The sequence below is a fragment of the Allonocardiopsis opalescens genome, assembly GCF_003002095.1.
GTDB lineage: Bacteria > Actinomycetota > Actinomycetes > Streptosporangiales > Streptosporangiaceae > Allonocardiopsis > Allonocardiopsis opalescens.
In genome coordinates, this window is the sequence record NZ_PVZC01000005.1 from 134,184 (window position 1) to 154,721 (window position 20,538).

20 protein-coding genes are annotated in these 20,538 nt (G+C 76.0%); 10 read left to right on the plus strand and 10 right to left on the minus strand.

The genetic code is table 11. The features are described 5' to 3' along the window. Positions 1–52 precede the first annotated feature (52 nt). A complete protein-coding gene (locus tag CLV72_RS17540; RefSeq protein ID WP_106247411.1) occupies positions 53–607 on the minus strand; it encodes a TetR/AcrR family transcriptional regulator in 555 nt (184 codons plus the stop codon). Positions 608–755: 148 nt separating this feature from the next. Here CLV72_RS17540 and CLV72_RS17545 point away from each other — a divergent pair, with 148 nt between their 5' ends. The 4 genes from CLV72_RS17545 to CLV72_RS17560 all read left to right on the plus strand — a co-directional run bounded on the left by CLV72_RS17545 (position 756) and on the right by CLV72_RS17560 (position 6,912). Beyond that, positions 756–1,988 carry an FAD-dependent monooxygenase gene (locus tag CLV72_RS17545; protein ID WP_106247414.1) on the plus strand — a complete coding sequence of 411 codons (1,233 nt, stop codon included), beginning with the start codon at positions 756–758 and terminating at the stop codon, positions 1,986–1,988. A gap of 77 nt (positions 1,989–2,065) precedes the next feature. Continuing rightward, a complete protein-coding gene (locus CLV72_RS17550) occupies positions 2,066–2,761 on the plus strand; it encodes a DUF6338 family protein (RefSeq protein ID WP_211302930.1) in 696 nt (231 codons plus the stop codon). After that, positions 2,748–2,945, plus strand: a complete 198-nt coding sequence (locus tag CLV72_RS17555) for a hypothetical protein (protein ID WP_106247417.1) — start codon at positions 2,748–2,750, stop codon at positions 2,943–2,945. The genes CLV72_RS17550 and CLV72_RS17555 overlap by 14 nt, the downstream gene beginning before the upstream one ends. Continuing rightward, the gene (locus CLV72_RS17560; RefSeq protein ID WP_106247420.1) at positions 2,938–6,912 is read left to right on the plus strand and encodes a CHAT domain-containing protein; all 3,975 of its coding nucleotides are present in this window, start codon (positions 2,938–2,940) and stop codon (positions 6,910–6,912) included. Before CLV72_RS17555 ends, CLV72_RS17560 begins: the two co-directional genes overlap by 8 nt. A gap of 100 nt (positions 6,913–7,012) precedes the next feature. On the opposite strand, the gene CLV72_RS17565 is transcribed toward CLV72_RS17560, so the two are convergent. After that, a complete protein-coding gene (locus CLV72_RS17565) occupies positions 7,013–7,807 on the minus strand; it encodes an SDR family NAD(P)-dependent oxidoreductase (RefSeq protein WP_106247422.1) in 795 nt (264 codons plus the stop codon). A 250-nt stretch (positions 7,808–8,057) separates the two neighbouring features. Between CLV72_RS17565 and CLV72_RS17570 the strand changes: the two genes are divergently transcribed. Next, positions 8,058–8,912, plus strand: coding sequence for a hypothetical protein (locus tag CLV72_RS17570; protein WP_106247424.1), 855 nt, complete (start codon positions 8,058–8,060; stop codon positions 8,910–8,912). An 82-nt stretch (positions 8,913–8,994) separates the two neighbouring features. On the opposite strand, the gene CLV72_RS17575 is transcribed toward CLV72_RS17570, so the two are convergent. Beyond that, positions 8,995–10,104, minus strand: coding sequence for an alanine racemase (locus tag CLV72_RS17575; RefSeq protein ID WP_106247427.1), 1,110 nt, complete (start codon positions 10,102–10,104; stop codon positions 8,995–8,997). Positions 10,105–10,108: 4 nt separating this feature from the next. Further along, positions 10,109–10,456 carry a VOC family protein gene (locus CLV72_RS17580; RefSeq protein WP_106247430.1) on the minus strand — a complete coding sequence of 116 codons (348 nt, stop codon included), beginning with the start codon at positions 10,454–10,456 and terminating at the stop codon, positions 10,109–10,111. A gap of 526 nt (positions 10,457–10,982) precedes the next feature. Between CLV72_RS17580 and CLV72_RS32270 the strand changes: the two genes are divergently transcribed. Further along, on the plus strand, positions 10,983–11,144 hold the full coding sequence (locus CLV72_RS32270) for a hypothetical protein (RefSeq protein ID WP_170141014.1): 162 nt from the start codon (positions 10,983–10,985) through the stop codon (positions 11,142–11,144). Here the strand turns inward: CLV72_RS32270 and CLV72_RS17585 are convergent. Beyond that, positions 11,115–11,714 carry an NUDIX domain-containing protein gene (locus CLV72_RS17585; protein ID WP_106247432.1) on the minus strand — a complete coding sequence of 200 codons (600 nt, stop codon included), beginning with the start codon at positions 11,712–11,714 and terminating at the stop codon, positions 11,115–11,117. The two genes, CLV72_RS32270 and CLV72_RS17585, sit on opposite strands and share 30 nt — an antisense overlap. Before the next feature lie 203 nt (positions 11,715–11,917). Here CLV72_RS17585 and CLV72_RS17590 point away from each other — a divergent pair, with 203 nt between their 5' ends. Continuing rightward, positions 11,918–12,880, plus strand: a complete 963-nt coding sequence (locus CLV72_RS17590) for an SDR family NAD(P)-dependent oxidoreductase (protein ID WP_106247435.1) — start codon at positions 11,918–11,920, stop codon at positions 12,878–12,880. Between the two features lie 17 nt (positions 12,881–12,897). Here CLV72_RS17590 and CLV72_RS17595 read toward each other — a convergent pair whose 3' ends face one another. Beyond that, on the minus strand, positions 12,898–13,344 hold the full coding sequence (locus CLV72_RS17595; protein ID WP_106247438.1) for a YdeI/OmpD-associated family protein: 447 nt from the start codon (positions 13,342–13,344) through the stop codon (positions 12,898–12,900). 270 nt (positions 13,345–13,614) lie between these two features. On the opposite strand from CLV72_RS17595, the gene CLV72_RS17600 reads away from it, so the two are divergent. Then, the gene (locus CLV72_RS17600; protein ID WP_106247441.1) at positions 13,615–14,853 is read left to right on the plus strand and encodes a phospholipase D-like domain-containing protein; all 1,239 of its coding nucleotides are present in this window, start codon (positions 13,615–13,617) and stop codon (positions 14,851–14,853) included. Positions 14,854–14,910: 57 nt separating this feature from the next. Here CLV72_RS17600 and CLV72_RS17605 read toward each other — a convergent pair whose 3' ends face one another. The 4 genes from CLV72_RS17605 to CLV72_RS17620 all read right to left on the minus strand — a co-directional run bounded on the left by CLV72_RS17605 (position 14,911) and on the right by CLV72_RS17620 (position 18,429). Then, positions 14,911–16,101, minus strand: coding sequence for an ABC transporter permease (locus CLV72_RS17605; protein ID WP_211302931.1), 1,191 nt, complete (start codon positions 16,099–16,101; stop codon positions 14,911–14,913). Then, positions 16,098–16,772: an ABC transporter ATP-binding protein gene (locus tag CLV72_RS17610; RefSeq protein ID WP_106248392.1), complete on the minus strand. Its 675-nt coding sequence runs from the start codon at positions 16,770–16,772 to the stop codon at positions 16,098–16,100. The genes CLV72_RS17605 and CLV72_RS17610 overlap by 4 nt, the downstream gene beginning before the upstream one ends. A gap of 62 nt (positions 16,773–16,834) precedes the next feature. After that, the gene (locus CLV72_RS17615) at positions 16,835–17,908 is read right to left on the minus strand and encodes an efflux RND transporter periplasmic adaptor subunit (RefSeq protein WP_211302932.1); all 1,074 of its coding nucleotides are present in this window, start codon (positions 17,906–17,908) and stop codon (positions 16,835–16,837) included. Continuing rightward, on the minus strand, positions 17,905–18,429 hold the full coding sequence (locus CLV72_RS17620; RefSeq protein ID WP_146159468.1) for a hypothetical protein: 525 nt from the start codon (positions 18,427–18,429) through the stop codon (positions 17,905–17,907). Before CLV72_RS17620 ends, CLV72_RS17615 begins: the two co-directional genes overlap by 4 nt. 210 nt (positions 18,430–18,639) lie before the next feature. Here CLV72_RS17620 and CLV72_RS17625 point away from each other — a divergent pair, with 210 nt between their 5' ends. Beyond that, entirely contained in the window at positions 18,640–19,308 is a 669-nt protein-coding gene (locus tag CLV72_RS17625) for a response regulator transcription factor (RefSeq protein ID WP_106247449.1), read from the plus strand. Further along, positions 19,301–20,533 (plus strand): sensor histidine kinase, encoded by a 1,233-nt coding sequence (locus CLV72_RS17630; RefSeq protein ID WP_211302933.1) that lies wholly within the window; start codon positions 19,301–19,303, stop codon positions 20,531–20,533. Before CLV72_RS17625 ends, CLV72_RS17630 begins: the two co-directional genes overlap by 8 nt. Positions 20,534–20,538 lie beyond the last annotated feature (5 nt).

Below are 20,538 nucleotides of genomic sequence, written 5' to 3' on the forward strand. Positions count from 1 at the left end.
CGGGCGCGCGTGCGGGGGCGGCGGGGCGGCGCGGCCGGATCCGGCCGCGCGCTCAGTCGCCGATCAGCGGCAGGCCGAGGGCGGCGTAGGCGGCGTTCAGGGTGGCCGGGCGCAGCTCCTCGACCGGCCGGTCGGCGAAGAAGACCATGCAGTCGCCCATGCCGCCGACCGCGACGATCGCGCGGGCCTGCGCGTCGAGCGGGGCGTCGGGGCCGGTGAGCAGGGCGATCAGCCGCCACCGCCAGTCGGCGATCCGTTCGCCCAGGTCGAGGTAGCTGAGGGTGACCAGCTCCCTGACGATCATCAGGGTGATCCGGCGGTGCCGGTAGGTGGCGTCGAAGTACCCGGCCAGCAGGGCGCGCGGGTCGACGCTCTCGCGGGCCTCGTCGGCGGCCAGCAGCGCCTCGACCTCGTCGACCAGCGGCCGCACCAGGCTGCGGACCAGCTCCTCGCGCGAGGCGAAGTGGTAGTACAGCGCCGGCTTGGTGACGCCCAGCCGCTCGGCGATCTCGCGCAGGCTGGTCTGCTGCACGCCCTTGGCCGCGAACAGCTCCAGGGCGGCGGCCTGGATGCGCTCGCGGGTCTCGCTGGATCGGGCTCGGGGCATCCGGTGGGTCTCCTCACGGTCGGCCGCCGTCGGGCCGGACGGGCCGAGCCTACCGTTGACTTACCGGAAGGTCAGCGTTGACGGCCGTACTCTCCGCCGCCTATCGTTGACTTACCTTCCGTTAAGTAAACGAACCTGGGCGGGCGCGATGACACGTTCCGGCACCGACATCCTCATCTCCGGCGCGAGCGTCGCCGGACCGGTCCTGGCGTACTGGCTGCGCCGCTACGGCTTCACCCCGGTCGTGGTCGAGCGCACCCCCGAGCTCCGGCTGGGCACCGGCGGCCACGCCGTCGACCTGTTCGAGCCCGCCGTGGAGGTGGCCGCGCGGATGGGCGTGCTCGACCGGGTGCGCGCGGCACGCACCCGCACCGCCGTGCTGACGATGGTGCGGCCCGGGCGGCGGCAGGTCGACGTCGACCTGGAGCGGCTGGCGGCCGGCGTCTCCGACGACCGGCACGTGGAGGTGATGCGCGGCGAGCTGGCCGCCATCCTGCACGAAGCGACCCGCGACGACGTCGAATACGTGTTCGGCGACTCCATCAGCGGCATGTCGGAGGACGCCGGCGGCGTCGACGTGACCTTCGACAAGGGCGCGCCGCGCCGCTTCGACCTGGTCATCGGCGCCGACGGCCTGCACTCCACGGTCCGGCGGCTGGCCTTCGGCCCCGAGTCGGACTACCGCCGCTTCCTCGGCGGCTACCTCGCCGCCTTCTCGCTCCCGAACCACCTGGGTCTGGACGGCCGCCTGATGATGTACAGCGCCGTCGACAAGCTGATCGGCTTCTACCCGGTCTGGCAGACCGGCGAGGCGCGCGCCGTCTTCATGCTCAGGCGCGCCGAGGAGTTCGACTACCACCACCGCGACCTGGCGCGGCAGAAGGAGCTGCTGCGCGGCGCCTTCGCCGGCGAGGGCTGGGAGGTGCCCCGGCTGCTGGCCGAGCTGGACGGCGCCGAGGACTTCTACCTGGACTCCATCAGCCAGATCCTGATGGACGACTGGACCCGCGGCCGCTTCGCCCTGGTCGGCGACGCCGGCTACTCCCCCGGCCCTGCGATCGGCGGCGGCACCACCGTCGCGGTCGTCGGCGCCTACACGCTGGCCGGCCGGCTGGCCGCCGCGGACGGCGACCACACCGCCGCCTTCCCCGCCTACCAGGAGGAACTGCGGCCCTACGTGCTGCGCACCCGCGAGGTGGGGCCGGCGGTGATGAAGACCCTCGTGCCCGCGAACAGGGCCGGATCCGACCTCAGGGCCGCCTTCCTGCGCCTGCTGCCCCGCCTGCCGGCGCCGGTGCGGCGGGCGATCCTCAGCTCCGACTCCCGCGCCTCGAAGGTGCTCGCCTCCGCCGAAATCCGCGACTACGCGCCAGTGGGCTGAGGCGGGCGGCGCCGTATCATCGAGCCCGGCGCGCCTGACGGCCACGGGCGCGGCGGTCGGCGAGGCGTGAGGGAGCCATGGTCCCGAGCACGGTGCAGCAGCTCGCGATCCTGCTGGTCCTGGTGCTGCCCGGCGCCGTCTACCAGGCCGTCGGCGAGGTGCTGCGCGGGCCGCGCCCGGCCAACGCCCAGGCCGAGAGCCGGCTGCTGCGGGCGATCACCGCGAGCGTGCTGCTGGACGGGGCGTACGCCCTCGCGGCCGGGCCGTGGCTGGTCGAGCTGGTGACCGGCACCGGCGGCGACCCGCTGTCGGGGCTGCTCGAACGCCCCAGGGAGGCAGGGGCGGCCGCGCTGCTGCTGCTCGTCGCCGTCCCGGCGCTGGCCGCGTGGGTCGAGCTGCTGGTGCGTCGCCGCCGCGCCCGCGCCCGGCACCGCTCCGCGCCCACGGCCTGGGACCACCTGTTCGGCGGGCGCGGCTCCTGCTTCGTGCGGGTGCGCACCAAGGACGGCGGCTGGGTGGGCGGCTGGTACGGCCACAACTCGCTGACCTCGGCCTATCCGCACGGCCGCGACCTGTTCATCGAGGCGCAGTACGCGATGGACGGCGACGGCCGCTTCGGCGAGCGGATGCCGGACACCGGCGGCGTCTACGTTCCGGGCGACTCGGTGGAGTACCTGGAGATCATCGAGGCGCCCGCCGTGCCGCGGCCCTCGCCCGCGACGGCACCGCGCCCGGCCCCGGCCGAGGAGGAGACCGCCCATGCCGACGCCTGAGCCGGACCCGCGCGAGCCGGACGACCCCGACAGCCTGATCGACGGCTGGGAGCTGCACCGGCGCGGCTACCAGCCGACCGACGCCGTGCCCGAGCCCGACCGGCCGCCCGGCGGCCCCGCCGGGCGCGGCGCGGCCGACCGGGCGGGCGCCCCCGAGGCCGGGCCCCGGCCGTCGGATGGCTGAACCCGCCGGGCTCCCCGCCGGGACGGCCGCGCTGCGCGAAGCGGCCCTCGACGTCGAGCGGTCCTACGTGGCCGCCCCCGACCGGGCCGGCGCCGAGGCGGTGGCGGCGGCCTGGGAGCGGGTGGTGACGGACCGCGGCTTCGCGTCCGCTCCCGACCGCGAGCGCGGCGTCTGGCTGACCGTGGCCGGACTCTCCTGGCTCCGCTGCCACACCGAGTACGCCGCCTCGGGCGCGCTCGAGGCGGCCGTCGGCCACCTCGAGGCGGCGCTGGCCGCCCTCGCCGGGACCGGAGGCGACGAGCTGGCGGCGGCCTGCAACCTCCGCCACGCGCTGGTGGCGCGGCACCGGCGCGACGGGGACCCGGCCGACCTGGCGGAGGCGGCGCGCCGGCTGGACGCGGCCGTCGCCGCGACCGCGCGGGGCACGCAAAAGCGCGACATGGCGCTGGCCGAGGTGGTGTGGCTGCTGACCATGCAGACGTCCTGGACGCCCGAGGACGCGCCCCGGCGCCGGATCAAGGCGATCACCGAACTGCTCGCCGAGACCACCGAGCCCGGCCGGATGCCGCCGCGGGCCCGCGCCGAGCTCTACCAGCACCTCGGCCGCGCCCACCTGGACCTCGGCGCGGACCGTACTCCGGCGGATCTCGCCGCGGCCGAGGCCGCGTACCGGGAGGCGCGCCGCCTGGCCGTCCGGCTCGGGGACGCCGACGCCGCCGGCCGGCTCGGCGCGATCGCCGACCGGATCGCCGCCGCCGCGGCGGAGGCGGCCGCGCCACCGGGGTCGCTGACGCTGGACGAGGCGGTCGCCTGGATCCACGCCGCCCCCGACCGGCCCGGCCGGGCCGAACGGGTCCGCCGGCTGCTGCGCGGCGCCGAGGTCGAGGGGAGCGCGCCTGAGGCGGTGCGGCTGTGGCTGCTGAGCATGGCCGAGGAGCTGTACAACGCCACCGCCACCACGACGAGGGCCGACGCCTCGGAGCCGATCCGGCTGGTGGAGTCGGTGCTGGCCGGGCTGGACGAGCGCGCGGCCGCCGAGGAGGCACTGGTGGCGCACACCCTGCTGGCCGCCATGTACACCGGCCACTCCGGCGGGCGGCCCGGCGAGAACGCCGCCCGCGCCGACGCGCACCGGGCGCGGGCCGCGCGGCTCTCCGGCACGGCCGACGACCCCCGGGCGCGGGCCGACCAGGCGGTGGAGTCCGCGCACACCCTGGTGCGGCAGGGGCTGACCGCACGCGAGGGCGAGGGCGGCACCGTGGCCGAGGGCGAGGAGCGGGTGCGCGCCGAACTGGCCGAGGCGATCGCGGTCTACCGCTCGCTCGGCGACACGGCCGCGCTGGGCCGGGCGCACCTGGTGCTCGGCTCGCTGCTGCGCGGCTCCGCGGGCGGCGGCCGGGCCGCCAACACCGAGCGCGCCCTCGCGGAGCTGCACGCCGCCGAGGCGGCGCTGGACCCGGCCGACGACCCCGTCACCTGGGCGTCGATCCAGCACAACCTGGGCGCCGGCTACGCCTCGCGGCAGGTGCACGGCGGGCGCGAGGAGAACCTGCGCCGGGCCGCGCACCACTTCCGGCGCTGCCTGACCGGGCACCTGCGCGAGCAGCGGCCGCACGACTGGGCCGTCAGCCGGCACGCGCTGGCCAACGCGCTCAGCCAGCTCCCGCCGGTCGACGGCGACGAGCCGCCGCACGAGGCCGTCGAGGCGTACGCGGCCGCCGCCGAGGTCTTCGACCGGCTCGGCGACCGCCGCGCCTGGGCGTCGGTCCAGGCCGATCTGGGCTCCCTCTTCCTGGACCGGGCCCGCGACCCGGTGCGGGCCCGTACGTACTTCGACACGGCGCTGGCGGCCTGCGGCGACGATGACCTGTACCTGACGGCCTGGTGCCTGGCCGGCTCCGGCGCCGCGATCGAGCTGATGGCGGATTCGTACCTGGCCGAGAAGGCGGCGCTGGACCGGTCACCGGACGCGCCGCCGGAGCCTCTGCCGCCGGGGGCGCTGGACCAGGTGCTGGACACGGCCGAGCACAAGCTCGGCACCGCCATGGACGCCTTCCGCGCGCTCGGCCGGCACACCGAGTGGGCGCGGACGGGGATGCGGCTGTTCCGGATGCGCCTGTCGCGCACGAGGAGCGCGCCGCCGTCCGAGCGCGCACCCGTCGCCGAGCTGGGCCTGTCCGTGCTGGACGCCCTGGCCGAGCACGGCATCGTCACCGACTCGCCCCGGCACGCCGACCTGCTGGCCCGGCTGCTGGCCGGGCTCGGCCGCGTCGAGGAGGCGGCCGAGGCGGGCCTGCGCGGCCTCGCCCTCGCCGACCTCGGCCGCCAGGCGGCGCTGCTGCGCCCCGGCCGCCGCGCCGAACTGGCCGACGCCTCGGAGCTGGCCGCCACCACGATGACCGCCCTCTTCGCGGTGGGCCGCGAGCGCGACGCCGTCCTCGTCCTGGAGCGCGCCCGCGCCCGCGAACTCGGCGACGCCCTGGACCGCGACCGCGCCGACCTCGACCGCCTCGCCGCCACCGACCCGGCCGCCCGCACCGCCTTCACCACCGCGGCGGCCGCCCTGGACGCCGCCCAGGCGTCGGAGCGCGCCGGAGGCTGGGAGGGGGACGGCATCGAGCGGCTGGAGCGCGCCGGTCAGGCCCGCGAGCTGATGCGCGCCGCACTCGAACGCGTCAGAGCGGTGCCCGGCTTCGCGAACTTCCTCCGCCCGCCCGACTGGGACACCATCGAAGCCGCCCTGGCCGGCGGCGCGCCCCTGGTCTACCTGATGCCCGCCGACGGCGGCACCGCCATCGTCCTCGTCGCCCGCACCCCCGCCGGGCCCGCCTCCATCGACGTGTGGACCGCGCCCGCCCTCACCGCCCACACGGTCGCCGCCCTGGCCAACGGGGCGCCGGACGGCGACGACGGCACGGCGGCCGCCCCCGGCTTCCTCGCCGCCCAGGCCCGGTCGCCACGCGAGTTCCGGGCCGGCCTGGACCACTGGTCGGCCGTCCTCGGCGCCCGCCTCATCGGCCCCCTCCGCCGCCGCCTCCCGGACGGCCTCGGCGGCGTCGTCCTGGTCCCCTACGGCCTGCTCGGCCTGTTCCCGCTGCACACCGTCCCCTACGACCACGCCCCGGACCGCTGCCTGCTCACCGACTACGACGTCGCCTTCGCCCCGTCGGCCCGAGCCCACGCCGCCTCCCTGGCGGCCGCACGCCGCAGGCACGGCGCGCACCGTCCACAGGGTGTGGACAAGGACGACGCGGACGGCGGTCCCCCCATCCTGGTCGGCGCGGGCGATCCCACCGGCGACCTGCGCTACGCCCGGGCGGAGCTCGCCGCCGCGGCCCGGCTGATGGGCGCGAGGGCCGGGCCCCTGCTCATGGGGGCGGACGCGACGCCGGAGCGGCTGCTGGCCGCGGCGGCCGGGGCCGGGTACCTGCACCTGGCCTGCCACACCGACCACCGCTACGACGACCCGCTCCGATCCGCGCTCGTCCTGGCCGGAGGGGCCCGGCTCAGCCTCGGCGATCTGCTCGACCGGCGGGCGCTGCGCGGTGTGCGGCTGGTGGTCGCGTCGGGCTGCCAGACCGGGGCGACGGAGACCGTCCTCCCCGACGAGGCGCTGAGCCTGGCCACCGGGCTGCTGCACGCGGGCGCCGGGTGCGTGGTCGCGTCGCTGTGGCAGGTCGGCGACGTGTCCACCGCCCTGCTCGTCACCCGCTGCTACGCCGAACTGCGCGGACCGCGGGCCCGTGCTCCCGCCGGCGCGCTCCGCGCCGCCCAGCTGTGGCTGCGAGCCGCCACCGCCCGCGAGCTGGCCGAGTGGTGCGCCGCACTGGCCGCCCTCTCCCCCGGCGACCCCGCCCTGACGCCCTTCGCCGACGCGGGCGCCACCCTGGCCGCCGTCCGCGACCCCGGGCGCCGCCCCTTCGCGCACCCGTACCACTGGGCCGCCTTCGTCGTGATCGGCGCCTGAGCCCGCCGCCTCCGCACGGGCGCCGCCGTGGCGGGCGGTCGGCTCGGCGCCGGTTCCGGGCCGACGCACCGACCTGCCCGACCCGCGCCGGGGGCGGCCGCTACGGCAGGATCGCGTCGACGTAGCCGCCGTCGACGCGGACGGCGCCGCCCGTGGTCGCCGACGCCTGCGGGGAGCTGAGGTAGACGACCATGTTGGCGATCTCCTCCGGCTCGATGAGGCGCTGCAGCAGCGACTGCGGCCGGTGCTCGCGCATGAAGGCGCGCTGCGCCTCGTCCCAGGGCAGCGCGCGGTCGACCAGCGAGTACACGAAGTCCTCGACGCCGCCGGTGTGCGTGGGTCCGGCGATGACGGAGTTCACCGTCACCCCGGTGCCCGCCGCCTCCTTGGCGAAGCCGCGCGAGACGGCGAGCAGCGCGGTCTTGGTCATGCCGTAGTGGATCATCTCGGCCGGGACGGCCACGGCGGAGTCGCTGGCGATGTACTGGACCCGGCCGAAGCCGCGCGCCATCATCCCCGGCAGGTAGGCCCGGGTCAGCCGCACGGCGGCGAGCACGTTCACCTCGAAGTACCGCCGCCACTCGGCGTCGGTGATGTCCAGCGCGGGCGTGGCTCCGAAGATGCCGAGGTTGTTCACCAGGATGTCCGCGTCGGGCAGCAGCTCGACCGCCCGCGCCGCCCCCTCGTCGCTCGCGACGTCGGCGGCCACCGGCACCAGCTCGCCCGCGCCCGCCTCGGCCCGCAGCTCCCCGACCGTCTTCTCGACGGTGGCCGCCGTGCGCCCGTTCACCCCGACCCGCGCCCCGGAGCGGGCCAGCCCGAGCGCGATCGCCCGGCCGATCCCCTGCGTCGACCCCGTGACCAGCGCCGTCCTACCCGACAGGTCCAAGCGCATCCGTCAGCCCCCTTCTCATCCGGCAGACCCCCCGGCCCGCCGGCACCGTCCGACCGGCCGCACCCAGCACCCTGGCACGTCCGGCCGGTAGAACCACGCGACACACGCGTTCCATCCCGACCACGCGCCGCACGGCCGCCGCCGCGCGGCCGACTCCGGCCGCGTGCGGCGGAGGCGCGGCCGGTGCGGCGGGGCTACCGTGGGAGGACATCGACGCGGTTCGGGGCCGCACCGACGACGGAGGTGGCCCGTGTTCGCGAAGACCCTGGCAGTGGCCGGACTGAGTGGTGCGCTCGCCGGAGGAGGCGCGGTCGGGGCGCTCGCCGCAGACGGGGCGGAGCCCGAGATCGCGGTCGAGGTCGAGTGCGGCCGGATCACCCTGCGCGCTGCGAACGCGACGGCAGGGCCGTACCTGCTCGAATACCTGGTCGACGCCGCGCCCGAGGCGGCCGCGCCCTCGGCCGGACCGTCCGGCGCACCGGCGCCGCCTGCGGCGCGGCCCGCGCCCGAGTGGCAGAGCGCCGCCGTCGACGGCGGCGCCGCCGAGACCGTCACGGTGGAGTTCGCCCCCGGCAGCGGCGTCCACACCGTCACCTACCGGGTGGTGCCCGCCGACGCTCCGGCGACGGGCGCCCCCGGCACGCAGGTCCCGGTCGATACCGACTGCGATCCCGCCCCTGCGGCGGAGCCCGCTCCCGCCGACGCCCCCGAGCCGGCCCCCTCCCCGGAGCCGAGCGCGTCCGCCTCTCCCTCCCCGAGCCCGTCGCCGGACCCCGATCCCAGCCCGTCGCCCGACCCGTCGCCGAGTCCCAGCGCCACCCCTCCCGGCCCCGACCTGGACTGCTCCGACTTCGACAGCCGGGCCGACGCCCAGGACGCCTACGACGACGAGCCCGGCGACCCGCACGGTCTCGACGCCGACGACGACGGCGAAGCCTGCGAGACGCTGCCGAACGGCAGCGCGCCCACCCCGTCGCCCACGCCATCGGACTCCGGCTCCCTGCCGGTCACCGGCGCCGGGGTGGCGGGCCTGCTCGCGGCCGCGGCGGCGCTGCTCGGCGGCGGCGCGGGCACCTGGTACCTGGCCAGGCGGCGCGGCGCCTGACCCGGCCGGGCCGCACGACGGGCGCGGCGGCGGCCGCCGCGCACGCGCACCTGGACGCCCCCGTGCCGAACGCCGCCGCGCCTCAGTGCCGCGCGCTGATCCGCCAGCGCGCGACCACCTCGGCGCCGTCGAGGACCTGGGCTTCGCTCCACATGTTGACGGTGGTGCAGGCGTGGTTGGGCACGATCCTGACGCGGTCGCCGACGGTGAGGCGGGCGGTGCCGGGGCCGGTGAGGAAGCCGTGTTCCTCGTTGGCGGCGGTGAAGGCGACGCCGTCCAGTGGGCCGCCGCCGGGAGTGGGCGCCAGCACGGCGCCGAAGCCCTCACCGGTGACGGAGCGGTCCGAGCTCATCGCCTTCAGGCCCGCGTCGATGATCGCCGTACCGCGCCTGCGGGTGCTGACCACGGTGGCCAGCACGGTCAGCGCGCACCGCTCCAGCGGGACGCTGCCGAGCGCGACCTGGTTGGCGTCGTAGTACACGTAGGTGCCGGCGCGCGTCTCGGTGACGCCCGGCACGAACGGAGTCGAGGTGGCGCCGGGGGTGGAGCCCACCGAGACGATGCCGGCCGGGTGCCCGGCGGCGCGCAGCCGCTCGCCCAGCCCGGCCATCACCTCCCCGGCCCGCCGACCGGCCCGCTCCAGCCCCGCCCGGTCGCCGGCGTGGGCGTACAGCTGCCCCTCGTGGGTGAGCACGCCGCACAGCCGCAGCGCCGGCCACCGGGTCAGCGCCTCGGCCAGCGCGAGCACGTCGCCGGGGTCGGCGCCGGTGCGGCCGAGCCCGGTGTCCACCTCGATCAGCACCGGCAGCGAGGTGCCCGCCTCGGCCAGCGCCTCCCCAAGCGGCGCCGCCACCTCGACGGAGTCCACCGTGACGGTCAGGCCGCCCCGGCGGGCGGCCGCCACCGCGAAGGCGAGCTTGGCCGGGCCCACCGGCTGGTGCGCCCAGACCAGGCCGCCGATGCCCGCGTCCTGCAGCAGCCGCACCTCGGCCGGGGTGGAGCAGGTGAAGCCGATCGCCCCGGCCGCCAGCTGCGCCCGGGCCACGTCCAGCGATTTCGAGGTCTTGACGTGCGGCCGCAGCGCCACGCCCCGGGCGGCGGTCCGCTCCGCCATCTCGGCGACATTGGCCGCCAGCCTGCCCCGGTCCACCAGCAGCGCCGGGGTCATCAGCCCGTCCGTGCCCGCTCCCATGGCGCTACCGGTGGCTCAGCACGTTGACCACGCGGCCGTCCGGGTCGCGGACGAAGAAGCGGCGCACGCCCCACTCCTCGTCGCTGAGCGGGTACACGATCTCCGCACCGGCAGTGCGCACGGCGGCGTGGACGGCGTCGACATCGTCCACCTCCACGCTCATGTCGGGGACGACGGGCCCGGTGCGCTCTCCGGTGAACAGGCTCAGCTGGGCCGCGCGCTCCGAGGGCGACACCAGCGTCACGATCCAGCCGAGGTCCATCGCCTCCTCGAAGCCGAGCAGGCCGTAGAACTCCCGGCTCTCCGGCACGGCCGAGGCCCGGATGTTGGGCACGACGCGGCGGACGCCCATGGCTGGCTCCTCTCAGTACGCAGATCCGACCGACGCAGACTCTCACGTGCCCGTCCGCGCCGCTCACCCGCCCGGCCGCCATGGTGGCCCCGGTCGTGAGGGGAGTCGTCATCCGGGGCCCGCCGCCGCTCGGGGGCGTCGGTCGGCGGCGAGTACTCGACCCTCACGACCAGGGTGACCGGATGTTATCTAGAGAGCCCTCGCGGCGTACTGGAAAGCCGCTCGACGCAGCGAATCGGTGCCGACCGGCGGCGCGCCGCGAGAACAAAGCGGACGCCACCGCCGCCCGGCAGCATTACGTCACCGGGACCGGCGACCACGGGCCGCGGGTTTCCGGGCGGACGACCGTGGTCGAAAATGCGATCTTCCGCTCCAACGCACTACCATGGCCCTTTCCATCTGAATGGGAGCGGATCGGATTCCGGCCGCGCGATCGACCACGTCAAGATCCGACACATTCGTTTCGAAAAATGCCGGCCGCGGAAAGCGCGGAGGCATACACCGGGAGAGAAGAATGAACCGCCGGATGCTTTTCATCCTGGTCCCGCTGCTGGTCCTGATCACCGCGGCGCTCCTGGTCCTCGCGCTGCTCACCCCCACGACCACGGAGAACAGGGTCGAACCGGTCGAGCCCCCGCCGGACCGAGGGGACGCGATGTCACCGGCCGGCGCGGTCCCGGTCCGCTGACCCCCGCCCGCCCGGTCCCGCCGGCCGCTGAGCGTCCACCATGTTGAGCGCCCGGTAGACCGCCACGACGGAGGCGGCACCGACGAGTTCGCCGCGGTCGATCATGGCGGCGGCCTCGGTAAGGGGGAACCAGCGGACGAGTTCGGCCTCGTTGACGTCGGGGGTGGTGCCGGTGGGGTCGGCGCCGCGGGCGAGGTAGACCATCTGGGGGTGGTCCATGGAGCCGATGGCGGGCTGGAAGGTGACCAGGTGCTCCATTGAGCGGGGGCGCCAGCCGGTCTCCTCCTCGACCTCGCGGGCGGCGGCCGCGGCGCAGTCCTCTGCGCCGTCGACGTAGCCGCCGGGCAGCTCCCAGATCCAGCGGTCGACGATGAAGCGGTGGCGGTACATCAGCAGGACGCGGTGGTCGGCGTCGAGTACGAGGGTCATGGCGGCCGGCGGCATCCTGACGACGTACTGGGTGAACGTCTTCGCGTCGGGGAGTTCGACGTCGACGGTCGACAGCCGGAAATAGGGGCCGTCGTCGACGAGCCTTTCACCCCGAATGGTCCATTTCGTATGTCCGCCCACAGTCAGAGCTTAGAGCGATTTCACCGAACAGCAGAACGCGCGAATCGGTCGCCGAATATGAATTCGCCCGATAATACGCGGCGATCTTCATCGGTTCCCCCGTCCGCCCGCGATCCCGCCCCGGCGAGGACGCGGGCCGCGGGGACACGCCGCCCGGCCGCGCGTTTGCCCTGGAGCGCACTCCAGTTCATAGCCTCCGTCCCATGACAACGCCTCAGCACAGGATCGGATCGGGCTTCGGCGCCCGCAGCACCGCGGCGGAGGTGCTGGACGGCATCGACCTGTCCGGCAGGCTCGCCATCGTCACCGGGGGCTACTCCGGCATCGGCCTGGAGACCACCCGCGCGCTCGCCGACGCGGGCGCGCGCGTGGTGGTGCCGGCGCGGCGGCCCGGCAGCGCGGCCGCGGCCGTCGACGGGATCGACGGCGCCGAGGTCGACCGGCTCGACCTGGCCGACCAGGAGGACATCCGCCGCTTCGCCGACCGCTTCCTCGCCTCCGGGCGCGGCATCGACATCATGATCAACAGCGCCGGTGTGATGGCCTGCCCCGAGGAGCGGGTCGGCCCCGGCTGGGAGCGGCAGTTCGCCACCAACCACCTCGGCCACTACGCGCTGGTCAACCGGCTGCGGCCGGCGCTGCGGCCCGGGGCGCGCGTCGTCGCGGTGTCGTCGGCGGCGCACCGCGGCAGCGGCATCCGCTGGGACGACGTGCAGTTCGAGCGCGGCTACGACAAGTGGCTCGCCTACAGCCAGGCCAAGACGGCCAATGTGCTCTTCGCGGTGCACCTGGACGCGCTCGGCCGCGACGCGGGCGTGCGGGCCTTCTCACTGCACCCCGGCGGCATCCTCACCCCGCTCCAGCGGCACCTGCCCGTGGAGGAGATGGTCGCCCTCGGCTGGATCGACGAGGCCGGCGAGCCGGTCGACCCGAGCGTCTTCAAGACCCCGGAGCAGGGCGCGGCCACCCAGGTGTGGGCCGCCACCTCGCCGCGGCTGGAGGGGATGGGCGGCGTGTACTGCGAGGACTGCGACATCGCGGAGATCACCACCGAGGCGTCGGCCCACGGGGTGCGCGCCCACGCCACCGACCCCGACGAGGCGGCGCGCCTGTGGGCGCTCTCAGCGGAGCTGACCGGCCTCGACGCCTTCGCCACCGCGCGCTGACGGCCTGCGCCGCGCCGCTAGGCGCGCCCCTCCAGGAAGCCGGCCACCGACTTGGCGATGCGCCGCCGCCGCGTCTCGTCCGTCTTGGCGCCCTCGACGGACAGCACGTGGCGGCGGCGCTTGCTGTAGGACAGGCCGTCGAAGAAGGCGCCGGCCGCCGGCTCGGCGTCCAGGGCGGCGGCGAAGTCGGCGGGCACCTCCACCTCGCGCGGCGCGGTGTCGGGCCGCAGTTCCACCTCGACCTCGTCTCCGGCGGCCACTCCCGCCCCGGCGCGCTTCTCCGCGCTCAGCGGGATCCAGAAGCCGCCGCCCATCGGCGCGACCGTGCTGCGGTAGGAGTGGCCGCCGATGGTGACGACCACCGGCGGACGTTTGGTCGGGCCGAGCGCCGACACGACCTCGGCCGGAACCTCCAGGCCGGTCGCGGTCCTGCCGCTGAGCACGACGACGGTGCGGAACCTCATACCGGGGCGCCTTTCGGGTGACGGACGGTCGGCGAGGGACCCGGCCGGCCACCGCGCCGGGCCGGACACGCGGCCACACTAGCGGGCGGACCCGCCGCGCCGACCTGACGACTCACGCACCGCGCCGCCACGGGGTCCGCCGGTCCCGGCCGGCGAGGCGGTACCTTGGGGGCAGCCGGCGTCCGCGTGATTCGGACGCGCGGCCCGCCCCGGGCGGAGCCGAACCGCCGACGAACCGCCCCGGGAGCGGCGGCACCCGGAGACGACGCGATGCGGCCACGAAGAACCCTGACGACCGTGCTCAAGCGGATCCTGCTCGGCGTGCTCGGCGCCCAGCTCGTGGTGATCCTGGCGCTCATCGGCATCGACGCCTGGCGCAAGCGCAAGCGCCCCGAGCAGACCGCCTTCCCCCGCACCGAGCCCGAGGACCTGCCGATCGGCGCGACGACCGGCAAGGTCTACACCTACGGCGAGGACCTCTTCGCCGACATGCTCGACGCCATCCGCAACGCACGCGAGCGGGTGCTGTTCGAGTCCTACATCTTCAAGGGCGACCAGACCGGCCGCGCCTTCAAGCGGGCGCTGATTGAGGCGGCCGAGCGCGGCGTCGAGGTCTTCGTCATCTACGACGGCTTCGCCAACCTGGTCGTGCCCCGCTCGTTCTTCCGCTTCCCGCCCTCGGTGCACGTCATCGAGTACCCCACCTTCCGCCCCGGCGTGCTGCTGCTGAACGTGCGCAAGTCCGGCCGCGACCACCGCAAGATCCTGGTGGTCGACGGCGAGGTGGGCTTCGTCGGCGGCTTCAACGTCGGCTCGGCCTACGCCACCGAGTGGCGCGACACCCACCTGCGGCTGACCGGCCCCTCGGTGTGGGAGCTGGAGAACGCCTTCAACGACTTCTGGAACTCCAACCGGGCCGAGCACCAGCCGAGGCTGGCCGACGCGGGCGCCACCACCTGGACCGCGGAGATCCGCACCCACCGCAACGTGCCCGAGCTGCTGATCTACCCGATCCGCGCCATGTACCTGGAGGCGATCGACCGGGCCAGGGAGCACATCTACATCACGCAGGCGTACTTCATCCCCGACCGCGAGATCCGCCGCGCCCTGGTCAGCGCGGCCCGCCGCGGGGTCGCGGTGCACATCCTGCTGCCGGAGGTCTCCAACCACGTCATCGCCGACTGGCTGTCGCGCGGCTTCTACTCCACCCTGCTGCGCGGCGGCGTCAACCTCTGGCTGTACCAGAACGCCATGGTGCACGCCAAGACGGCCACCATCGACGGCCGCTGGAGCACGATCGGCACCGCCAATGTCGACCGGCTCAGCCTCACCGGCAACTACGAGATCAACGTGGAGATCTTCGACGAGGGCGTCGCGGCGCACCTGGAGAAGGTCTTCGCCAACGACATCGGCAACGCCCGCCCGCTGACGGCGGCCGAGTGGCGGTCCCGCCCGCTGCTGGCCAAGCTGAGCGAGCTGATCCTGAGCCCGCTGCGCCCGCTGCTGTGAGGCGCGGGGCGCGCGGCGGGTCCGCGGCGGCCCCCGCCGCCGCGGACTCACGCCCGGCTAGCCGCTGTCGAGGGCCGAGGTGGGCGGCGTCCGCGCCGCCCGCACCGCCGGGTACAACCCGGCCACCCCGCCGATCAGCACCGTCGCCGCCAGCCCGCCGGCCAGTGCCTCGGGCGGAACCGCGAGCGGCCAGCCGTTGAGCGCCGCGAGCACCCCCGTCACGCCGACGCCCAGCAACACCCCGGCGGCCCCGCCCGCCGCCGACAGCACCAGCGCCTCGGCCAGGAACTGGACCCTGATGTGGCCCCGCGTCGCGCCCAGCGCGCGGCGCAGGCCGATCTCGCGGCGGCGCTCCAGCACCGACACCACCATGGTGTTGGCGACGCCGATCCCGCCCACCAGCAGCGCCACCGAGCCGACGCCGAGCAGCAGCCCGGTGAACGCCTGATCGGCGGCGTCCCGGGCGGCCAGCGCGTCCGAAGGCCGGCTCACCTCCACGTTGTCGGGCGCCTCGGGATCGGCCGCCCGCGCCAGCAGCTCGCGCACGGCGGCCACGTCCTCGTCGGCGGAGCGCTCGTAGACGGTGGTCGGGCTGCCGTCGTACCCGAGCAGGCCGGCCGCCGCCTCCTGGCCGACCAGCGCGGCGGTGTCCAGCTCCGGGGCGAGCGGGGCGGGCGCCAGGATGCCGGTCACCGTGAAGTAGCGCCCGCCGAGCCAGACCTGGGTGCCCGGCGTGGCGACGCCGAGCCGCCGGGCGGCGGTGTCGCCCAGCACGACGGCCGGGAAGCGCCCGGTCGCCCCGTTCAGCCAGGCCCCCGCGCGCACCGTCGCCGCCGTCACGTCGAGCAGGTCCGGGTGGGCGGCGTAGACGCCGAGCCCTCCGGTGCCGCGCTCGTCGGACAGGTGGCTGCGGTACACCCCGGCGCCGTCGATCAGCCCGATGGAGCTGACGGCGAGCACTCCGTCGATCCGGCCGATCCGGCCGACCGCCTCGGGCGGCAGCACGGCGTCCTCGCCGAAGGCGGTCTGGCCGGGGGCGGCGGTGAGCAGGTTGGTGCCCAGCGCGTCCAGCTGCGCCTCCAGCCGCGCCCGGCTCGACGCGGACACCCCCAGGACGGCGATCATCGCCGCGATGCCGATGGCGATGCCGAGCGCGGCCAAGCCGGCCCGGACCGGCCTGGCCCTCGGCCCGGCCGTGCCCAGCCGCAGCACGTCGCGCCCGGTGAGCCGCGAGGCCGGCGCGCTCACGCGTCCGCCCCCGAGTCGTGCACCAGCTCGCCGTCGCGCAGCGCGATCCGTCGGGGCATCCGCTCCGCCAGGGCGGTGTCGTGCGTGATCACCACGACGGTGGTGCCGGCCGCGTTCAGTTCGCGCAGCAGCGCCACCACGGCCGCGCCCGAGGCGGAGTCCAGGTTGCCGGTGGGCTCGTCGGCGAGCAGCAGCGGCGGGTCGCCCACCACTGCGCGGGCCACGGCGACGCGCTGGCGCTCGCCGCCGGACAGCTGGTGCGGCCGGTGCCCGGCCCGCCCGGCCAGGCCCACCCGCTCCAGGGCCGCCGCGGCCCGCTCCCGGCGGCGCCGCAGCGGTACACCGGTGTAGAGCAGACCGTCGGCCACGTTGTCCAGCGCGCTCACCCCGTCGGCGAGGTGGAAGCGCTGGAAGACGAAGCCGATGCGGTGGGCGCGCAGCGCCGACAGCTCGGCGTCCGGCAGCCGGGCGAGGTCCCGGCCGTCGACGCGCGCGCTGCCCTCGCTGGGCCGGTCGAGCGTGCCGAGGATGTTGAGCAGGGTCGACTTGCCCGAACCGCTCGGCCCGACGACCGCGAGCAGTTCGCCCCGGCCCACGGTGAGGGAGACCCGGTGCAGCGCCCGCACCGGTGGACGCCCGAACCGGCGCGAGACCTCCGCCAACTCGATGATCGCGCCGCCGTCGGGCTCCGGCGCGGCGGCCGCGGCACCCGGCCGCTCGGTCGTGGACGCGCTCACCGGGACGGCACCACGATCCGCTGCCCTTCGGCGAGACCGTCGCCGCTGACCTCGACGAAGCCGTCGGTGAACAGCCCGGTCTCCACGGGCACGACGCGGCCGCCCCCGCCGTCCCCGCCCTCGGGCGCCAGTTCCACGCCGACACCGCCGCCCGGCAGGGCGAGCAGGGCGCCCACGGGCACGTACAGGACGTTTTCACGTGTCTCGCTCGCGAGCTCCACCGTGACCCCGGCCTGCTGCAGCGCTCCGGCCGCCTCGGGGTCGTCCAGCTCGACGGTGACCGGGATGCGGACGGTCTCCCCCAGGTCGTCCTCCACCGCGGTCGGCACACCGACCTCGGTCACCGTCCCGGCCGCCCGCCGGTTGCCGGGCAGGTTCACGGTGACTTCGGCGCCGGCCTCGGCCGACTCCTGGTCGGCCAGGTCCACCTCGGCCGTGACGACCTGGCCGAGCCCGGTCGCGGTCAGGACCTGGGTGCCCGGGCCGACCCGGTCGCCCGGGTCGACCTCGGCGGAGGCGATCCTCAGATCGCCGGGGGCGAACACGATCCGGCCCGGCTCGATCCGCCCGGTGACCTCCAGGCCCTCTTCGCGCTGCCACTCCTCCACGGCGGCGGCCGTCGCCCAGGTGAACTCCTGGTCGGGCTCCTCGTCGAAGAGGTCCAGCTCGGCCAGGCCGCGCTCCAGCTGCCTGACGTCGGGCCCGTCGGACATCCCCCAGGCGAACTCGCGCCAGGCGGGCGTGCTCCCGGGGAAGAGCACCACCGGCTCGTCGTCCACCCGGAACAGCTCCCCGCCGGTCTCGACGCGCTCGCCGGGGCCGGGCAGCGCGGTGACCGTGCCGTCGACGCCCGCGTCGACGCCGAAGGGGTCCGCGTACTCCAGGGTGCCCGCGGCGGTCGCGGTGCCGGTCAGGTCGCCGCGCCGCACCTGCGCCGTAGCGGTGTCGTCGGACGGCGCCTCGGTGTCGTCGGCCGCGGCCCCGCCGACCAGGGCCGTCCCGGCCGCCCCCGCGGCGACCAGGATCACCGCTCCGATCGCGCCGCCCGCAATCCAGCGTCGCCGGCTCACCGCGGCGCCGCCGGGGCGAAGCCGCCCTCCAGGCCGCAGGCGCTCGCCGCGTCATCGCCGATGTCGCTCGGCAGGCCCATCGCCTCGCCGGGCACCGGGTCGGCCACGTCGTAGCCCTGCTCGCGCAGGCACTCCGCCAGCTCCAGCTGCTCCTCGCGCACCGCTTCGGGGTCCCGGTCCATCCCCGACACCGGTGGCTCGCCCAGCTCCTCCCGGCACGCGGTGCCGGCCTGCTCGACGACCTCCGGGTCCGTGCCGGACAGGTCGAAGCCCTGCGAGACGCCGCCTTCGCCCTGGACGGGGTCCGCCATGTCGACGCCGTTCTCGCGCATGCACTGGGCATAGGCGAGCTGCCAGTCCATGAACGCCTGCTCGGAGTCGGACGGGGCCGCCTCCGGCTCCCCGGAATCCGCCGGCGCCCCGCAGGCCGCCAGCAGCGCCAGCGCCGCGCACGGCAGCGCGAGCGCCATACCGCGCGCGGCCGCGCGCCGCCTCCGCCGATCCCTCGTCGTGGTCCGCATCCGCTTCCTCCTGGTCTCTCGGTGCCGTGGCGGCCGCCGCCCCGCCGCCCGCGCGCCGGACGGCGGGGGCGCGGCCGGGGCCAAGTCGACCGGATCGGGCGTTCGGGCGGCGTCAGCGAAAGCGCTTACGTTCTCCTTAGGGATCCGCTGGTGGACTAGGCTGCGGGCCCCGTACGGACGCCCTGCGCGAGACACGGACGGAGGAGTCCTATGCGGGTGCTCATCGTGGAGGACGAGGTCTACCTCGCCGACGCGCTGCGCACGGGTCTGCGCCGGGAGGCGATCGCCGCGGACGTGGTGCACGACGGCGACGCGGCGCTTGAGCACCTGGCCGTGCACGACTACGACGTGCTGGTGCTCGACCGCGACATCCCGGGCACCCACGGCGACGAGGTGTGCCGGCAGGTCGCCGCCTCCGGCTCCACCTGCCGGGTGCTAATGCTCACGGCGGCCCGGCGGCTGCACGACAAGGTGTCCGGCTTCGAGCTGGGCGCCGACGACTACCTGGCCAAACCCTTCGAGTTCGCCGAACTGGTGGCGCGGCTGCGCTCGCTGAACCGGCGGGCGGGTCCCGCCGCCCCGCCGGTGCTGGAGTACGCCGGGGTGCGGCTGGACCCGTTCCGCCGCGAGGTGGTCCGCGAGGGGCGGTTCGTCCGGCTGAGCCGCAAGGAGTTCGCCGTGCTGGAGATCCTGATGTCCGCACGCGGCGGCGTGGTGAGTGCCGAGACCCTGCTGGAGAAGGCGTGGGACGCGCACGCCGACCCGTTCACCAACGTGATCCGGGTGACCGTCTCCACCCTGCGCAAACGGCTCGGCGAGCCGTGGGTGATCAGGACCGAGCCCGGGGTCGGCTACCGGATCGAGGCGTCCGGTGGCTGAGCGGGCGCGGCGCCGGCCCGCGCTCGGCGTCCGCGCCCGGCTGACCCTCACCTATGCCAGCCTGACGGTGCTGACCGGGCTGGCGATGCTCGCCGCCGTCTACGTGTTCATGCGCTACGTGCCGACCTACGCCATCGAGGCGTCGGTGGGCGCGACCGGCACGGCCGAATTCCAGCGGGCGCCCGCCTCGCCGCTGCCGGCCCCGTCCGGCTCGGCCCGGCCGTTCCAGCCGACGGAGACCGTGCCGGCCCTCTCTCTGCAGATCGCCAGCGCCGACGACGTGTTGAACACCCTGCTGCTGTTCTCGGCTCTCGCCCTGGTCCTGATCGGGGCGCTGGGTGCCTGGATCAGCTGGGTCGCGGCGGGCCGGATGCTGCGGCCGCTGCGCCGCATCCACGAGACCGCCGTGCTGGCCGGGGCGGGCCGGCTCGACCAGCGGGTGCGGCTGCGCGGCCCCGATGACGAGTTCGCGCAGCTGGCCGCCTCCTTCGACACCATGCTCGACCGGCTGAGCGGCTCGCTCCACGCCCACCAGCGCTTCGCCGCCAACGCCTCGCACGAGCTGCGCACCCCGCTGGCCACCACCAAGGCGATGCTGGACGTGGCGCGGGCCGACCCCGGCGGCCAGGACGTGGCCGCGCTGACCGAGCGGCTGCTGGAGACCAACCAGCGCAGTATCGAGACCGTCGACGCGCTGCTCGACCTCGCCGAGATCGGGCAGAGTCCGCTGGACCCCGGCCCCGTCGACCTGGCCGGTCCGGTCCGCGAGGCGCTGGCCGAGGTCGGGCCCGAGGCGGCGGAGGCGAAGGTGCGGATCGAGTCCGCCGCGGGCACCGCGCTGGTCGCGGGCGAGGCCGTGCTGCTCAGGCGGATGGCCACCAACCTGCTGCTCAACGCCGTCCGCCACAACCGTCCCGGCGGCCGGGTGGAGCTGTCCTGCGGCCCCGCGGAGGCGGGCGGCGCGGTGCTCACCGTCGTCAACACCGGGCCGGTGGTGCCGCCGGAGAAGCTCGCCCTGCTGGCCGAGCCCTTCTTCCGCGCCGGCGGCCGTGCCTCGGCGCCCGGCGGCCGCGGCCACGGACTCGGCCTGGCCCTGGTGCAGAGCATCGTCGCGGCGCACGGCGGCAGCCTGCGGCTGGCCGGGCGGCCCGAGGGCGGCCTGGCGGTGACGGTCGCGCTGCCGCCGGAGCCGGGCCCCGGGAGCGGCGGCCCGCGGCCGGGGTGACCGGG

What these genes read in the sequence shown, in the direction of transcription:
- CLV72_RS17540 (WP_106247411.1), bottom strand. Translation starts at nt 607, where the DNA reads ATGCCCCGAGCCCGATCCAGCGAGACCCGCGAGCGCATCCAGGCCGCC.
- CLV72_RS17545 (WP_106247414.1), top strand. Translation starts at nt 756, where the DNA reads ATGACACGTTCCGGCACCGACATCCTCATCTCCGGCGCGAGCGTCGCC.
- CLV72_RS17550 (WP_211302930.1), top strand. Translation starts at nt 2,066, where the DNA reads ATGGTCCCGAGCACGGTGCAGCAGCTCGCGATCCTGCTGGTCCTGGTG.
- CLV72_RS17555 (WP_106247417.1), top strand. Translation starts at nt 2,748, where the DNA reads ATGCCGACGCCTGAGCCGGACCCGCGCGAGCCGGACGACCCCGACAGC.
- CLV72_RS17560 (WP_106247420.1), top strand. Translation starts at nt 2,938, where the DNA reads ATGGCTGAACCCGCCGGGCTCCCCGCCGGGACGGCCGCGCTGCGCGAA.
- CLV72_RS17565 (WP_106247422.1), bottom strand. Translation starts at nt 7,807, where the DNA reads ATGCGCTTGGACCTGTCGGGTAGGACGGCGCTGGTCACGGGGTCGACG.
- CLV72_RS17575 (WP_106247427.1), bottom strand. Translation starts at nt 10,104, where the DNA reads ATGGGAGCGGGCACGGACGGGCTGATGACCCCGGCGCTGCTGGTGGAC.
- CLV72_RS17580 (WP_106247430.1), bottom strand. Translation starts at nt 10,456, where the DNA reads ATGGGCGTCCGCCGCGTCGTGCCCAACATCCGGGCCTCGGCCGTGCCG.
- CLV72_RS32270 (WP_170141014.1), top strand. Translation starts at nt 10,983, where the DNA reads ATGCTTTTCATCCTGGTCCCGCTGCTGGTCCTGATCACCGCGGCGCTC.
- CLV72_RS17590 (WP_106247435.1), top strand. Translation starts at nt 11,918, where the DNA reads ATGACAACGCCTCAGCACAGGATCGGATCGGGCTTCGGCGCCCGCAGC.
- CLV72_RS17595 (WP_106247438.1), bottom strand. Translation starts at nt 13,344, where the DNA reads ATGAGGTTCCGCACCGTCGTCGTGCTCAGCGGCAGGACCGCGACCGGC.
- CLV72_RS17600 (WP_106247441.1), top strand. Translation starts at nt 13,615, where the DNA reads ATGCGGCCACGAAGAACCCTGACGACCGTGCTCAAGCGGATCCTGCTC.
- CLV72_RS17620 (WP_146159468.1), bottom strand. Translation starts at nt 18,429, where the DNA reads ATGCGGACCACGACGAGGGATCGGCGGAGGCGGCGCGCGGCCGCGCGC.
- CLV72_RS17625 (WP_106247449.1), top strand. Translation starts at nt 18,640, where the DNA reads ATGCGGGTGCTCATCGTGGAGGACGAGGTCTACCTCGCCGACGCGCTG.